The following is a 14047-nucleotide window of genomic DNA, read 5'->3' on the forward strand; positions in this document are numbered from 1 at the left end:
GACCTGGCCTGGGCGAACGCGGCATCGCTTCGCGATCTGCCCGGTTCCGCTCGCCTCCGGCTTCGCTCCACCGGGCAGGTCACGCGTTCGCGCGCGTGGCCGGGCACTTCGAGACAGGTACTGCTAGGCCCGCCCCCGCCGGGTCCGGCATTTCGGTGGAGTGCTCCAATTGGGGCATGTGCACGGCGATCATCAGTGTCGACCCGTCCTCCCCGGTCCCGGTGCTCCTCGCGGGCGTCCGCGACGAGTTCGTCGCCCGCGCGTGGGAGCCCCCCGGCCCGCACTGGCCCGACCGCCCCGGCCTCGTCGGCGGCCGCGACCTGCGCGCGGGCGGCACCTGGCTCGCGGTCGACCCCGGCGCGCCGCGCGCCGCCGTCGTGCTGAACGGCCGCGGCGTGATGGCGCCCGAGGCCGGCCGGGCCTCGCGCGGCGAACTGCCGCTGCGGGTCGCCGCCGACGGCAAGCTCGGGCGGCCCGACCTCGCCGCGTTCGACCCCTTCCACCTCGTCGGCGCCGAACCGGACCGGGTGCGGCTGTGGAGCTGGGACGGCACGGCCCTCACCGAGCGCGCGCTCGGTGAGGGCCTGCACATGATCGTCAACAGCGGGCTGGAGGGGGAGGGCCAGCTGGAGGGCGAGACCGAGGACGCCTACATGGCGGCGCGGCTCGCGCACTTCCGGCCGCTTCTGGCCGCCGCGCCGCGGCCCGAGCCGCGCCTGGAGGACCCGCTGGAGCGGGCCTGGGGCGCGTGGCTGCCGCTGGTGGACGGCGACGGGCTGCCCCGCGCCGACCACCGCGCCCTGCTTCCCCTGCTCGACCTGGGCGACGGCCGCGTGTGGGGCACCACCTCCGTCAGCCTCGTCGCCCTCGGCCGGACCGGCCTCCGGTACGACTTCTCCGCTGTCCCCGGGGACCCGCGCGCCTGGACCCGCGTGCGCTGAGAGACGGCGTCCCGCCCACTTGCCGGCTCCGGCTGCGGAACATGACGCTCGGTGCTAGTTTGACTACCTAATGCGATCTTCGTCGGGGCTGGGCCGCCCGCGGAGGGTCATCGGCAGACGGGGAGTGCGGATGGCAGCGGTGGCACGCGCGGCGGCGCGATGAGCAGCTACACCGAGGTCGAGACCCGCAGGCCGAGCACGGCGCCGGACGAGGCCCTGCCGGTGGACGGCCGCACCCCCTGCCAGCTCGCCTGGACCCGGTTCCGCCGCGATCGGCTCGCCGTCGCGGCGCTCGCCGTCCTCGCGCTGATCCTCGCGTTCGCGGCGCTGGCGCCGCTGTGGGCGCACCTGACCGGCCACCCCTACGACGCGACGTTCCCCGGCACCGGCCTGGACGCCGGAGGGCGGCCGCGCGGGCCGGGCGCTCGGTTCCCGCTCGGCGCCGACCAGCTCGGCCGCGACGTCCTGGTCCGCGCCGCCTACGGCGCGCGGATCTCCCTGGCCGTCGGGGTCCTCGCGGCCCTGATCGCCTCCGCCGCCGGGACCGCGGTCGGGACGCTCGCCGGGTTCGCGGGCGGCGCCCTGGACACCGTGCTCGCCCGGCTCATGGACATGCTGCTCGCCCTGCCGTACCTGCTGGTGGCCATCGTGCTGGCCACCACCTTCCAGATCTCCTCGGTCGCCGCCGGCCTGACCATGACGATCCTCATCGTCGCGTTCTTCTCGTTCGCCGCGGTCGCCCGCGTCATCCGCGGGCAGGTGATCATGCTGAGGCGGCGGGAGTTCATCGAGGCGGCCCGGGCGCTCGGCGCCTCCGACCTGCGGATCATGTTCGGCGAGGTCCTGCCGAACCTGTCCGCGCACGTCACCGTGCTGACCTCGCTGCTGGTCCCGGCCTCGATCGTGTTCGAGGCGACGCTGTCGTTCCTCGGCGTCGGGGTGCGCCCGCCGACGCCGAGCTGGGGGTCGATGCTCGGCGAGGGCGGCGACGTGTTCCAGACCGCCTGGTGGCTGCTGGCCGTCCCGGGCGTCCTGCTGCTGGCGACCACGCTGGCGTTCAACCTGCTCGGCGAGGGCATCCGCGACGCCTTCGACCCGCGCGGCGACCGCGCGCCCGGGGGGCGGTGAGGGGCGTGGCGCGGTTCGTCCTCCGCCGCCTGCTGTACGCGGTCGTGGTGCTGTGGCTGACGGCCACGCTGGTCTTCGTGTTCCTGCACGTCTCGCCCGTCCCGGTGGAGCGCGTCATCGGCGGCCCGCGAGCCACCGCCGACACCCTCGACCAGATCCGTGGCAACCTCGGGCTGGACCGCCCCGTCCTCGTCCAGTACTGGCGGTTCGCCGGACGGCTGCTGCGCGGCGACCTCGGCGACTCCTACATCAACGGCATGCCGGTCACCGCCCTGATCGGCCAGCGCCTCCCCACGACGCTGTGCCTGGTGGCGGGCGCCGCCGTCCTGTGGTTCGCCGGCGGCGTGCTCCTCGGCGTCCTCTGCGCGACGAGGGCGCGCGGCCTGGGGGACAGGGCCGCGACCGTGTTCGTGCTGATCGGTCTGTCCACCCCGCCCTTCGTGATGGCCCTCGCGCTGCTGCACGTGTTCTCCGCGGGGTTCGGCGGGGGCGCCGTCCACCTGTTCGAGGCGGGGCCCCCGCTGCAGGAGCACTTCCTGCGCCGGATCGTCCTGCCGTGGATCGCGCTGGCGTTCCTCATGATCGCCACCTACACGCGCCTCACCCGCGGGGCGATGCTGGACGCGCTCGGCGAGGACTACGTGCGGACGGCGCGGGCCAAGGGGCTGCCGGAGCGTCGCGTCATCGCCAGGCACGGGCTGCGGACGGCGCTGGCCCCCGTCGTCACCCAGCTCGGCATCGACCTCGGCGCGCTGGTCGGCTCCACCATCGTCACCGAGAAGGTGTTCGGGCTACAGGGCGTGGGGCAGCTCGTCTACCAGTCCATCGCGCTCGGCGACACCCCGGTCATCATCGGGGTGACGCTGCTGGTGACGTCGTTCGTCGTCGCCGCGAACCTGCTGGTCGACATCGGCTACTCGGTGCTGGACCCGCGCGTCCGGCTCCGCTGAGGCGGCGGGGCGGGCCCGTCCGGCGGAAGCCGCGATCTCGGATTCATGCCGCGAAGTACGCATGGATAAGCTTTCCGTATGCGATCGTGGCCCGCCTCCGAAGTCCCCAGCCTGTCCGACGCGGGGCTCCCCGCCGCGACCCGGCCCCTCAGCCTGCACGACACCGGCACCGGGACGACGCGCCCCACGTCCCCGGGCGACACCGCCAGGATGTACGTGTGCGGGATCACCCCCTACGACGCGACGCACCTCGGCCACGCCAACACCTACCTGGCCTTCGACCTCGTCAACCGCGTGTGGCGCGACCTCGGCCACCGGGTCCACTACGTCCAGAACACCACCGACGTCGACGACCCGCTCCTGGAACGTGCCCGGCAGACCGGTGAGGACTGGCGCGCGCTCGCCGACCGGGAGATCCAGCTCTTCCGCGACGACATGACCGCGCTGCGCGTGCTGCCGCCCGACCGCTACGTCGGCGCGGTCGAGTCGATCCCGCTGATCATCGAGATGATCGAGAAGCTGCGCGGCCGGGACGCCGCCTACGAGGTGGACGGCGACGTCTACTTCCCCATCGCCTCCGATCCGGCGTTCGGCCAGGTCAGCCGGCTCACGCGGGAGGAGATGGCGCCGCTGTTCGCCGAGCGCGGGGGCGACCCGGACCGGTCCGGCAAGCGCGACCCCCTCGACGCGCTGCTGTGGATGGCGCGGCGGCCCGGCGAGCCCGGCTGGGACTCGCCGTTCGGCGAGGGGCGCCCCGGCTGGCACGTGGAGTGCTCGGCGATCTCCATCGAGTACCTGGGCATGGCGTTCGACGTCGAGGGCGGCGGCTCGGACCTGGCGTTCCCGCACCACGAGATGGGCGCCTCGCACGCGCAGGTCGCCACGGGGGAGCGGCCGCACGCCCGCGCCTACGTGCACACCGGCATGGTGGGCCTGGACGGCGAGAAGATGTCGAAGTCGCGCGGCAACCTCGTGTTCGTGTCGAGGCTGCGGGAGTCGGGCGCCGATCCGATGGCGATCCGGACGGCGCTGCTGGCCCACCACTACCGCTCCGACTGGGAGTGGACCCCGGACGCCCTCGACGAGGCGGCCGCGCGGCTCGGCCGCTGGCGCGCCGCCGCGGCCCGCCCGTCCGGACCGCCCGCCGCCCCGCTGGCCGCCGCGGTCCGCGAGGCGCTGGCCGACGATCTGGGCACCCCGGCCGCGCTGGCGGCCGTGGACGCCTGGGCCTCCGCCGACGGCGCCGACGAGGCCGCGCCGGCGCAGGCCGCCGCCATCGTCGACGCCCTCCTCGGCGTCGCGCTCCGGCCCTAGCTCCGCCTGAAAAAGCGCCGGCGGGCCCGTCTCGGCGGGCCCGCCGGCGCTCGCATGTTCAGCGGGGGTGGAGGCCGTCCCAGCGGGGGGCGGCGGCGTGACGCTCAGCCCGGGTCGCGGCGGCGCAGGTAGCGCTCGAACTCGCGGGCGATGGCGTCGCCGCTCGCCTCGGGCAGCTCCGTGGCGTCCTTCTGCTCCTCCAGGGTGCGGACGTACTCGGCGACCTCCGAGTCCTCCTCGGCGAGCTCGTTGACGCCGTGCTCCCAGGCGCGGGCCTCCTCGGGCAGCTCGCCGAGCGGGACGGTGACGTCGAGGAGGTCCTCGACGCGGCGCAGCAGCGCGAGGGTGGCCTTGGGGGAGGGGGGCTGGGCGACGTAGTGCGGGACGGCCGCCCACAGCGACACGGTGTCGAGGTCGGCCTTGGCGCAGGCGTCCTGGAGCACCCCGAGGATGCCGGTCGGCCCCTCGTAGCGGGCCGGCTCCAGGTTCAGGGTGTTGACCAGGCCCGCCTCGGACGCGGCGCCGGTGACCGGGACCGGCCGGGTGTGGGGGGCGTCGGCGAGCAGCGCGCCGAGCAGCACGACGTTGCGGATCTCGAGCTCCAGCATCAGCCCGACCAGCTCGCGGCAGAACGACCGCCACCGCATGTTGGGTTCGATCCCGTGCAGGAGCACGACGTCCTTGCCGTTCGGGAGCCGCGCCCACGACACGCGGGTCGTCGGCCAGGTGATGCCGCGGGTCTCGCCGTCGCTCATCTCCACGATGGGGCGGGTGACCTGGAAGTCGTAGTAGTCGTCCGGATCGAGCTCGGCGATGGGCACCGCCTCCCAGGTCGACTCCAGATGCGCGATCACCCCGCTGGCGGCCTCCCCGGCGTCGTTCCACCCCTCAAAGGCGGCCACGAGCACCGGATCGACGAGTTCCGGCACGCTTTCGAGCTCGACCACGCGCTGCCTCCTTTCGACGCCCAGGTACAGCGTCACCGACGGGGGCCGTCATTCCCGGGGGTCGGGGGCCCCGCTCATGATCGGTGGCTGTCAGCCTACGTCCTGACGATGACGTACCCCACCCCTCCGGAAGCCAGACCCCGCCCTGTACGCCCGCGGCGGAACCCGGGTCACGATCGGGTCACCGGCCGCGGGAGACCGGCGTCACTTGCCGCGCGGAGTGGTGTGCACGATGAGCACGTCGCAGGAGGCGCGGTGCGACAGGTTCGCCGGGACGGAGCCGAGGATGCGGCCCGCGAGGCTGTTGAGCCCCCGGTTGCCGATCACCATGAGGTCGACGGGGCGCTCCTTCGCCAGCTTCGACAGCACGTCCACGGCGTCGCCCTCGACGGCCTCCTGCTCGATGTCGGTGGCGCCGGCGGCGACCGCCCGCTCCCGCGCGGCCCGCAGCGCGTCGTCGGCGGGGGTGGACCCCTGCACCTTGTAGGCCAGGTCGCCGAGCCGGTCGGAGGCGCTGGCGCGCTCGCGCTCGGGCATGGGGCTGTAGGCGGAGGCGAGCAGGAGGGTGGCGCCCGTGGCGGCGGCCAGCTGCGCGGCCTTGTCGACCGCGCGGAACGAGGAGTCGGAGCCGTCGGTGCCGACGAGGATGGTGCGGTACGCGCTCATGCCGTTCCTTACCCGTTGGTAGTCACTGCCGGAACGCTATCGGTCCGGTGTCCCATCCGTCACCGTCTCTTGCACACCCCGTCCAAGAGGCGCCGCCCGTCCGGCGGGGCACCGGCCGGAGTGTCCCTTGATCGCATGGATAGGGTGGTTTCCCTGCTCGTGCGACCTGTGAGGAAAGTTGTGACTGGTGCCGGCCCCCACGCCGTGCTGTTCGACATGGACGGCCTTCTCATCGACTCCGAGCGCGTCTGGCTGGAGGTGGAGTCGGAGGTCATGGCGTGGCTCGGCGGCGAGTGGAGCCCCGCCCACCAGGAGCGGCTGGTCGGCGGCTCCCTCTACCTCGCCGTCGACTACATGCTGGAGCTGACCGGGGCGGACGCGCCCCGCGAGGAGGTCGGCCGGCGGATGCTGGACGGCATGGTCGAGCGGCTCGGCACCTGCGTCCCGATGATGCCCGGCGCCAAGGAGCTGCTCGCCGAGGTCCGCGCCGCCGGGGTGACGGCGGCCCTGGTGTCCTCCAGCCACCGGCGGCTGATCGAGCCGGTGCTGGAGGCGGTCGGCCGCGAGCACTTCGCGCTCAGCGTCGCCGGGGACGAGGTGGCCCGGACCAAGCCCCACCCCGAGCCGTACCTGACCGCCGCCGCCCGGCTCGGCGCCGACCCCGCCCGCTGCGTGGTCCTGGAGGACTCCCCGAACGGCGTCGCGGCCGCGGAGGCGGCGGGGTGCGTCACCGTCGCCGTCCCCGGCCTCCTGCCGATCCCTCCCGCGCCGGGACGGACGGTGGTCGCCTCGCTGCGCGAGGTTGACCTGGAGCGGCTGCGTTCGCTGGTCGCCTGAGATCGGGGGCGCCCGTCCCGCCGCCTGCTCGTTGCCCGGCCGTGACCTGATACCTGGGAGCCGGTACCCGCGGGGGCGGCCCCTAGGGGGCGGATCCCGCCGCAGGAGGAGATCGTCCCGGACGGGAACCGTCCGCCAGAAGGAGCAGGTCCGGCGGTTCGCGTGTGACGATGGAGAGAGCACCGCCGCACGGAATGAGGGGCCGGCATGAGCGACGCAGCCATATTCGCGATCAGTCTCGGGGTGACCCTGGTCGGTCTGGTGATCAGCTGGGGCGCCTACCGCCGCCGGGGCGCGGGCACCGGCCTGCGCGGCGCGGCCCTGTCGCTGGTGCCGCTGGCGGCGGCGATGACGGGCGTGACCGAGTTCTTCGTCGACCTGGCGTTCAGCCCGGTGAAGTGGGCGGGCGTCGCGGTGGCGGGCCTGGCCGTGATGCTCTACCTGGCGTCGGGAGCGATGCTGAGCCGCCGCGCCGGCGCCGGCGGTGGCGGCAAGGCCGCCGAGGGCGGCGAGGGGCGCCGTTCCGCGGGCCGCGCCGCCAAGCCGAAGCGGGGGGTCGAGGGGCCCGCGCCCGGGGGCGGCGACCCGGAGATGGCGGAGATCGAGAAGATCCTCCGCGACCGCGGCATCTCCTGACGCCGCGCGGCCGCCGCACGCGTCACACGGCGGGCCGGGACGTCCCGAAGCGGACGTCCCGGCCCGCCGTTTCTGCGCGTCCCGGCCCTGACCTGCGGACGATCAGTCTCAGATCGGACTCAGTACGGTAAAGCTTGCTGTTCCGGACCCCCCCGGAGGTGCCGGGCAGGTCTCCACCGAACGTACTATTCGGGCGATTTGTCCGAAGTGGTGCGCGGACGCGTGTTGCCCAGATGACGACGAGATCACAAGTCAGATACGGGTACTTCCGAAGGACGCTTCACGGATGGACAGTCGTGCCCGAAGGACTACGTTTCCCTTCAGCAAACGCGGCGTAACGGGCGCGGGGGCAGCGGATGATCTCCGCGACCGCCGGTCACTCGCCGGCGGCATGGCCGAACCAGTGGCCGGACGGTAGGAGGTATCGAGCGTGGCCGCACCCATAGAGGTGACCGGGTCCGACAGCGAGGCGCAGCCGGAGGCTGTTCTCGTCGGCGTCGACCGGAAGAAGATCCAGGGACGCTCACTCGGGCAGATCGCCTGGATGCGGCTGAAGCGGGACAAGGTCGCTCTGACCGGCGCGGTCATCGTGCTCGTGCTCATCCTGATCGCGATCTTCGGTCCGTACTTCGTGCAGAACCCGCTGACGTACCACCAGAACCTGATCGACCCGACCTACAACCGGCCGAAGTCCGGGATCTGGCACACGGGCATCAGCGGCGAGCACCTGCTGGGCGTGGAGCCCGGCACCGGCCGCGACCTGCTGGCCCGCATCGTGCACGGAGCCCGGATCTCGCTCCTGGTGTCGTTCCTGGCCACCCTGCTCTCGGTGGTCATCGGGACGGTCATGGGCATCGTGGCCGGCTACTTCGGCGGCTGGGTCGACTACCTGATCAGCCGGGCCATGGACGCCTTCCTGGCCTTCCCGCTGCTGCTGTTCGCGATCGCGCTGGTCGGCGTCGTCTCCGACGGCGCGTTCGGCATGAACGGCAACGGCCTGCGGATCTCGGTGCTGGTCGTGGTCATCGGCTTCTTCAACTGGCCCTACATCGGCCGCATCATCCGCGGCCAGACGCTCTCGCTGCGCGAACGCGAGTTCGTCGACGCCGCGCGCAGCCTGGGCGCCCGCAACTCCTACGTGCTCTTCAAGGAGATCCTGCCGAACCTGGTCGCCCCGATCCTGGTCTACTCGACCCTGCTGATCCCGACCAACATCCTGTTCGAGGCGGCGCTGTCGTTCCTCGGCGTCGGAGTGATCCCGCCGACGCCCTCGTGGGGCGCCATGCTGACGCTCGCGGTTCCGATCTACTCCTCGGACCCCGCGTACATGATCATCCCCGGTATGGCCATCTTCATCACCGTCCTCGCCTTCAACCTCTTCGGTGACGGGCTGCGGGACGCTCTCGACCCTCGGGCCAAGTGACTCGGGTTCAACCGACCCGTCTAATTGAAGGGGTGCGCCTGCACATGAACAAGATGAGACCAATTGCGGTCTTCGCGGCCGGTGTGGTCGCGGCCGCAGGGCTCGCCGCCTGCGGCGGCGGTGAATCCGGAGGCTCGGGGAGCGGCCCCGGGTACAACGCCGGCGTGAACGAGGTCGTCAACAAGTCGGACAAGAAGGGCGGCACGCTCAAGCTGGCCGACTCCGACGACTGGGACTCGCCGGACCCGGGCAACACCTACTACGCGTTCTCCCAGAACTTCGCCCGTCTCTACGGCCGCGGTCTGACCACGGCCAAGGCGGCCGCGGGCAAGGAGAGCCTCGAGATCGTTCCTGACCTGGCCACCGACATGGGCCAGTCCACCGACGGCGGCAAGACCTGGACGTACAAGCTGCGGACCGGCGTCAAGTACGACGACGGCACCACGGTCACGTCCAAGGACGTCAAGTACGCGATCGAGCGCAGCAACTACACCAAGGAACTGCAGCTCGGGCCGAAGTACTTCAAGCAGTACCTCGTCGACAACAAGCCCGCCTACAAGGGCCCGTACGACGACAAGAGCGACGAGGGTCTGAAGTCCATCGAGACCCCCGACGACCAGACGATCATCTTCCACCTGAACGAGCCGTTCCAGGAATTCGACTACCTGGTCTCGATGTCGCAGTCCATCCCTGTGCCCAAGGCCAAGGACACCGGCACGAAGTACGAGTCCGCGATCGTCTCCAGCGGTCCGTACAAGATCGACAACTACACGCGCGGCAAGTCGATGTCGCTGTCGCGCAACCCGAACTGGAACCAGAGCACCGACCCGCTCCGCAAGGCGCTGCCGGACAAGATCGAGGTCCAGGTCAAGCAGAACGCGGACGACATCGACCAGCGGCAGCTGGCCGGCGCGCTGGACATGGACATCACCGGCGTCGGCGTCCAGGCCGGGACCCAGCCGAAGGTGCTGACCCCCGAGCAGAAGCCGTACGTCGACAACCCCGTCCAGGGCTTCCTGCGGTTCATGTCGCTGAACGTGAACGTCAAGCCGCTCGACAACATCCACTGCCGGACGGCCGTGCAGTACGCGACCGACAAGGTCGCCGCGCAGACCGCCTACGGAGGCCCCCTGGCCGGTGGTGACATCGCCACCACCGTGCTGCCGCCGTCGGTGGACGGGTACACCAAGTTCGACCTGTTCCCCCAGAAGCAGGCCGAGGGCGGTGGCCTCGACCAGGCCACGCTCGCCAAGGCCAAGTCGGAGCTGCAGGCCTGCGGCCAGCCGAACGGCTTCAGCACCAAGATCTCGGCCCGGTCCGACCGGCCGAAGGAAGTCGCGATGGCCGAGGCGATCCAGCAGAGCCTCGCCAAGGTCGGCATCAAGGTCAGCATCGTGCAGTTCCCGGCCGGCGACTACTTCAACAAGTACGTCGGCGTGCCGAAGTACGTCCACGACCACGGCGTCGGCATGATGATCATGGCGTGGGCGGCCGACTGGCCCACCGGCTACGGCTTCCTCTCGCAGATCGTGCACGGTGCGGCGATCAAGCCGTCCGGCGGCAACAACCTCGCCGAGCTCAACGACCCGAAGGTCAACAAGGGGCTCGACGACGCGATCTCCAACGGTGACAAGGCCGCTCGCCTGAAGGCCTACGGTGAGGTCGACAAGGCGGTCATGGCGACCGCCGCCGAGGTCCCGCTGATCTACGCCAAGGCCCTGATGTACCGGCCGAAGCGCGTGACCAACGCGGGCATCACTTACTACTACGGCGGAATGTACGACTACCTCAACATGGGCGTGGAGTGACACTCCGCTTCGTCCGTGCGTCCAGCTGAAGGCAGGTGAAGGCGACGCCCGCCGGCCGGTCCGGGACCCACAGGTCCCGCCGGCCGGCGGGTCGGGCCGAGCATTGTGTTCGCATACATCATCCGGCGCCTCATCGGTGCCGTCGTCATGTTGCTGCTGGTCAGCATGGTGACCTTCGGCATCTTCTTCTGGCTGCCCAAGATCGCCGGACAGACGACCGACCAGATCGCGGCGTCCTACGTGGGCAAGGCGCCGACCGCCGAGGCCATCCAGGACACCAAGGAGCGGCTCGGCCTCGACAAGCCCGTCGTGGTCCAGTACGGCAACTACGTCAAGGCCATCGCCGTCGGCAAGGACTACAAGGCCGGTCCCGTGACCGACCACTGCCCGGCGCCGTGCCTCGGCTACTCGTTCCGTAGCAGCCAGCCCGTGCTGGAGACGCTGGTCGACCGCGCCCCGGCGACCCTGTCGCTGGCCCTCGGGGCCGCCCTGGTCTGGCTCGTGGGAGGCATCGCCACCGGAGTGCTGTCGGCGCTGCGCAGAGGCTCGGTCTGGGACCGGGCGGCGATGATCATCGCGCTGAGCGGCGTGTCGCTGCCCATCTACTTCACCGGCCTGGTCTCGCTCGCGCTGTTCTCCTACACACTCAAGATCTTCCCGGGCGGCGGCAGCTACACCCCGTTCACCTCCAATCCGGTGAGCTGGTTCCAGGCGCTGGTCCTGCCCTGGGTGACGCTCGCGTTCCTGTACGCCGCGATGTACGCGCGGCTCACCAGAGCGGGCATGCTGGAGACGATGAACGAGGACTACATCCGCACCGCCCGCGCCAAGGGCCTGTCGGAGAAGACCGTCGTCACCAAGCACGCGCTGCGCGCCTCGCTGACGCCGATCCTCACCATCTTCGGCCTGGACCTCGGCCTGCTGCTCGGCGGCGCCGTCCTGACGGAGAACACCTTCGGCATCCCGGGGCTGGGCCAGCTGGCGATCAGCTCGATCCGGGGCGGCGACCTGCCCATGGTGCTCGGCGTGACGCTGCTCACGGCGACCTCCATCATCGTGATCAACCTGATCGTCGACATGCTGTACGCGATCGTCGACCCGAGAGTGAGGCTTGGCTGATGACCGGCACCGCGCCCGCCGCGGACACCGCGGGCACCGGCGAGGCCCCGAGCGCGTTCCTCGAGGTCCGCGACCTGAAGATCCACTTCCCGACGGACGACGGCCTGGTCAAGTCCGTCGACGGGCTGTCGTTCCAGCTGGAGCGCGGCCGCACGCTCGGGATCGTGGGCGAGTCGGGCTCCGGCAAGAGCGTGACCAGCCTCGGCATCCTCGGCCTGCACAACCGGCGCAACGCCGACGTGTCCGGGGAGATCTGGCTGGACGGCAAGGAGATCGTCGGCGCCTCGCAGACCGAGGTGCGCCGGCTCCGCGGCCGCGACATGGCGATGATCTTCCAGGACCCGCTGTCGTCGATGCACCCCTTCTACACGGTCGGCCAGCAGATCGTCGAGGCCTACCGGGTGCACAACGACGTGTCCAAGTCGGTGGCCCGCAAGCACGCCGTCGACATGCTCGGCAAGGTCGGCATCCCGAAGCCGGACAAGCGGGTGGACGACTACCCGCACCAGTTCTCCGGCGGCATGCGGCAGCGCGCGATGATCGCGATGGCGCTGTCCTGCGACCCCGAGCTGCTGATCGCCGACGAGCCGACCACGGCGCTGGACGTGACCGTCCAGGCGCAGATCCTGGACCTGATCCGGGACCTGCAGCAGGAGTTCAACTCCGCGGTCATCATGATCACCCACGACCTCGGGGTGGTCGCCGAGCTGTCCGACGACATCCTGGTGATGTACGCGGGACGCGCGGTGGAGTACGCGTCGGTCGACGACGCCTTCCACCAGCCGCTGCACCCCTACACCTGGGGCCTGCTCGGCTCGATGCCGAGGCTGGACCGGGAGCGCTCGGAGCGGCTGATGCCGATCGAGGGTTCGCCGCCGAGCCTGATCAACGTGCCGTCGGGCTGCGCGTTCCATCCGCGCTGCCCCTACAGTGACCTCAACGGGGACAAGAGCACGACCGAGCGGCCCGAGCTGGTCGAGGCCGAGCCGGGCCACAAGGCGGCGTGCCATCTCCCACTGGAGAAGAAGCGGCAGATCTGGAACGACGAGATCCGGGCGAAGCTGTGACGAGCACGGGTGGGAACGAGACTGTGAACACTACGAAGACCCCGGCCGACGAGACCCGTCCGGCCGCGGAGACCCGCCCCGCGCGGGACGGCGAGCCGCTGCTGGAGGTGGAGAACCTCGGCAAGCACTTCCCCGTCACCGCGGGGCTGCTGCGCCGGCAGGTCGCGGCGGTCAAGGCCGTCGACGGCGTGTCGTTCTCCGTCCGCAAGGGCGAGACGCTCGGGCTGGTGGGCGAGTCGGGCTGCGGCAAGTCCACCACCGGCCGGATGATCATGCGGCTGCTGGACCCGAGCTTCGGCAAGATCACTTTTGAGGGCCAGGACATCACCACGATGTCGCAGGGGCGGCTCCGGCCGCTCCGCCGGGACCTTCAGATGATCTTCCAGGACCCGTACTCGTCGCTGAACCCGCGCAAGACGGTCGGCGCGATCGTCGGGGCGCCCTTCCGGCTGCAGAACCTCGAGGCCAAGCAGGGCGTCAAGAAGGCCGTCCAGGAGATCCTGGAGCTGGTCGGGCTCAACCCCGAGCACTACAACCGCTATCCGCACGAGTTCTCCGGCGGTCAGCGGCAGCGCATCGGCATCGCCCGCACCCTGGCCCTCAAGCCGAAGCTGATCGTCGCGGACGAGCCGGTGTCGGCGCTGGACGTGTCGGTGCAGGCGCAGGTCGTCAACCTGCTGGAGGACCTGCAGAACGAGCTCGACCTCACCTACGTGGTGATCGCGCACGACCTGTCGGTCGTCCGGCACATCTCCGACCGCGTCGCCGTCATGTACCTCGGCAAGATCGTCGAGGTGGCGGACCGGGCGGACCTGTACGAGCGGCCGATGCACCCCTACACCAACGCGCTGCTGTCGGCGGTGCCGATCCCCGACCCGAGCGAGCGCGGGGACCGCAAGCGCATCCGGCTGCAGGGCGACGTGCCGAGCCCGCTCGACCCGCCGCCCGCCTGCCGCTTCCACACCCGCTGCTGGAAGGCGCAGGACATCTGCAAGCAGGTCGAGCCGCCGCTGGTCGAGCTCAGCCCGGGTCACCAGGCGGCCTGCCACTTCCCGGAGAACACCACGGTCAGCGCGACCGACGCGGTCGCCAAGGCCGCGGTGACGCCCGCCGCGCCGGCCGCCGACCCGGTCCCGGCCGACGACGCGGAGCCCGTGGAGTAGCGCAGCCAGGCGCGCCTCGCGCATCTCGCGCATGAGGAAAGGCCCGGC

The 14047-nt window shown here is 71.3% G+C and carries 13 protein-coding genes; 11 read left to right on the forward strand and 2 right to left on the reverse strand.

Features of this window, described 5'->3' with window-relative positions; all coding sequences use genetic code 11:
* Nucleotides 1-176 precede the first annotated feature (176 nt).
* From AB0C84_RS42155 to mshC, 4 genes are all read left to right on the forward strand, one after another.
* Nucleotides 177-941, forward strand: coding sequence for an NRDE family protein (locus AB0C84_RS42155; RefSeq protein WP_361077486.1), 765 nt, complete (start codon nt 177-179; stop codon nt 939-941).
* Between the two features lie 159 nt (nt 942-1100).
* Complete coding sequence (locus AB0C84_RS42160; protein ID WP_361077489.1) at nt 1101-2069, forward strand: ABC transporter permease; 969 nt, start codon at nt 1101-1103, stop codon at nt 2067-2069.
* Between the two features lie 5 nt (nt 2070-2074).
* On the forward strand, nt 2075-3019 hold the full coding sequence (locus AB0C84_RS42165; protein WP_361077491.1) for an ABC transporter permease: 945 nt from the start codon (nt 2075-2077) through the stop codon (nt 3017-3019).
* A gap of 78 nt (nt 3020-3097) precedes the next feature.
* Complete coding sequence (gene mshC, locus AB0C84_RS42170) at nt 3098-4333, forward strand: cysteine--1-D-myo-inosityl 2-amino-2-deoxy-alpha-D-glucopyranoside ligase (RefSeq protein ID WP_361077494.1); 1236 nt, start codon at nt 3098-3100, stop codon at nt 4331-4333.
* Between the two features lie 104 nt (nt 4334-4437).
* Here mshC and AB0C84_RS42175 read toward each other — a convergent pair whose 3' ends face one another.
* Together AB0C84_RS42175 and AB0C84_RS42180 are read right to left on the reverse strand one after the other, a co-directional pair.
* On the reverse strand, nt 4438-5280 hold the full coding sequence (locus AB0C84_RS42175) for a PAC2 family protein (protein ID WP_179841740.1): 843 nt from the start codon (nt 5278-5280) through the stop codon (nt 4438-4440).
* A gap of 204 nt (nt 5281-5484) precedes the next feature.
* Nucleotides 5485-5946, reverse strand: a complete 462-nt coding sequence (locus AB0C84_RS42180; RefSeq protein ID WP_179841739.1) for a universal stress protein — start codon at nt 5944-5946, stop codon at nt 5485-5487.
* A 180-nt stretch (nt 5947-6126) separates the two neighbouring features.
* Here AB0C84_RS42180 and AB0C84_RS42185 point away from each other — a divergent pair, with 180 nt between their 5' ends.
* From AB0C84_RS42185 to AB0C84_RS42215, 7 genes are all read left to right on the forward strand, one after another.
* Nucleotides 6127-6783 carry an HAD family phosphatase gene (locus AB0C84_RS42185; protein ID WP_361077497.1) on the forward strand — a complete coding sequence of 219 codons (657 nt, stop codon included), beginning with the start codon at nt 6127-6129 and terminating at the stop codon, nt 6781-6783.
* Between the two features lie 207 nt (nt 6784-6990).
* On the forward strand, nt 6991-7419 hold the full coding sequence (locus tag AB0C84_RS42190) for a hypothetical protein (protein ID WP_361077500.1): 429 nt from the start codon (nt 6991-6993) through the stop codon (nt 7417-7419).
* 430 nt (nt 7420-7849) lie between these two features.
* Nucleotides 7850-8842 (forward strand): ABC transporter permease, encoded by a 993-nt coding sequence (locus AB0C84_RS42195; RefSeq protein WP_361077503.1) that lies wholly within the window; start codon nt 7850-7852, stop codon nt 8840-8842.
* A gap of 44 nt (nt 8843-8886) precedes the next feature.
* Complete coding sequence (locus AB0C84_RS42200) at nt 8887-10650, forward strand: ABC transporter substrate-binding protein (protein ID WP_361077505.1); 1764 nt, start codon at nt 8887-8889, stop codon at nt 10648-10650.
* Nucleotides 10651-10755: 105 nt separating this feature from the next.
* Nucleotides 10756-11769 carry an ABC transporter permease gene (locus tag AB0C84_RS42205; protein WP_361077508.1) on the forward strand — a complete coding sequence of 338 codons (1014 nt, stop codon included), beginning with the start codon at nt 10756-10758 and terminating at the stop codon, nt 11767-11769.
* Entirely contained in the window at nt 11769-12836 is a 1068-nt protein-coding gene (locus tag AB0C84_RS42210) for an ABC transporter ATP-binding protein (RefSeq protein ID WP_258939893.1), read from the forward strand. Before AB0C84_RS42205 ends, AB0C84_RS42210 begins: the two co-directional genes overlap by 1 nt.
* Nucleotides 12837-12934: 98 nt before the next feature.
* Entirely contained in the window at nt 12935-13999 is a 1065-nt protein-coding gene (locus AB0C84_RS42215) for an ABC transporter ATP-binding protein (RefSeq protein WP_361077526.1), read from the forward strand.
* Nucleotides 14000-14047: the final 48 nt, after the last annotated feature.

It is taken from the genome of Actinomadura sp. NPDC048955, from assembly GCF_040649435.1.
In the GTDB taxonomy this organism is placed as follows: domain Bacteria; phylum Actinomycetota; class Actinomycetes; order Streptosporangiales; family Streptosporangiaceae; genus Spirillospora; species Spirillospora luteofluorescens.

Excerpts from the sequence above, each read along its gene's own strand:
- AB0C84_RS42190 (WP_361077500.1), top strand. The coding sequence starts at position 6,991 with ATGAGCGACGCAGCCATATTCGCGATCAGTCTCGGGGTGACCCTGGTC.
- AB0C84_RS42210 (WP_258939893.1), top strand. The coding sequence starts at position 11,769 with ATGACCGGCACCGCGCCCGCCGCGGACACCGCGGGCACCGGCGAGGCC.
- AB0C84_RS42180 (WP_179841739.1), bottom strand. The coding sequence starts at position 5,946 with ATGAGCGCGTACCGCACCATCCTCGTCGGCACCGACGGCTCCGACTCC.
- mshC (WP_361077494.1), top strand. The coding sequence starts at position 3,098 with ATGCGATCGTGGCCCGCCTCCGAAGTCCCCAGCCTGTCCGACGCGGGG.
- AB0C84_RS42160 (WP_361077489.1), top strand. The coding sequence starts at position 1,101 with ATGAGCAGCTACACCGAGGTCGAGACCCGCAGGCCGAGCACGGCGCCG.
- AB0C84_RS42200 (WP_361077505.1), top strand. The coding sequence starts at position 8,887 with ATGAACAAGATGAGACCAATTGCGGTCTTCGCGGCCGGTGTGGTCGCG.
- AB0C84_RS42155 (WP_361077486.1), top strand. The coding sequence starts at position 177 with ATGTGCACGGCGATCATCAGTGTCGACCCGTCCTCCCCGGTCCCGGTG.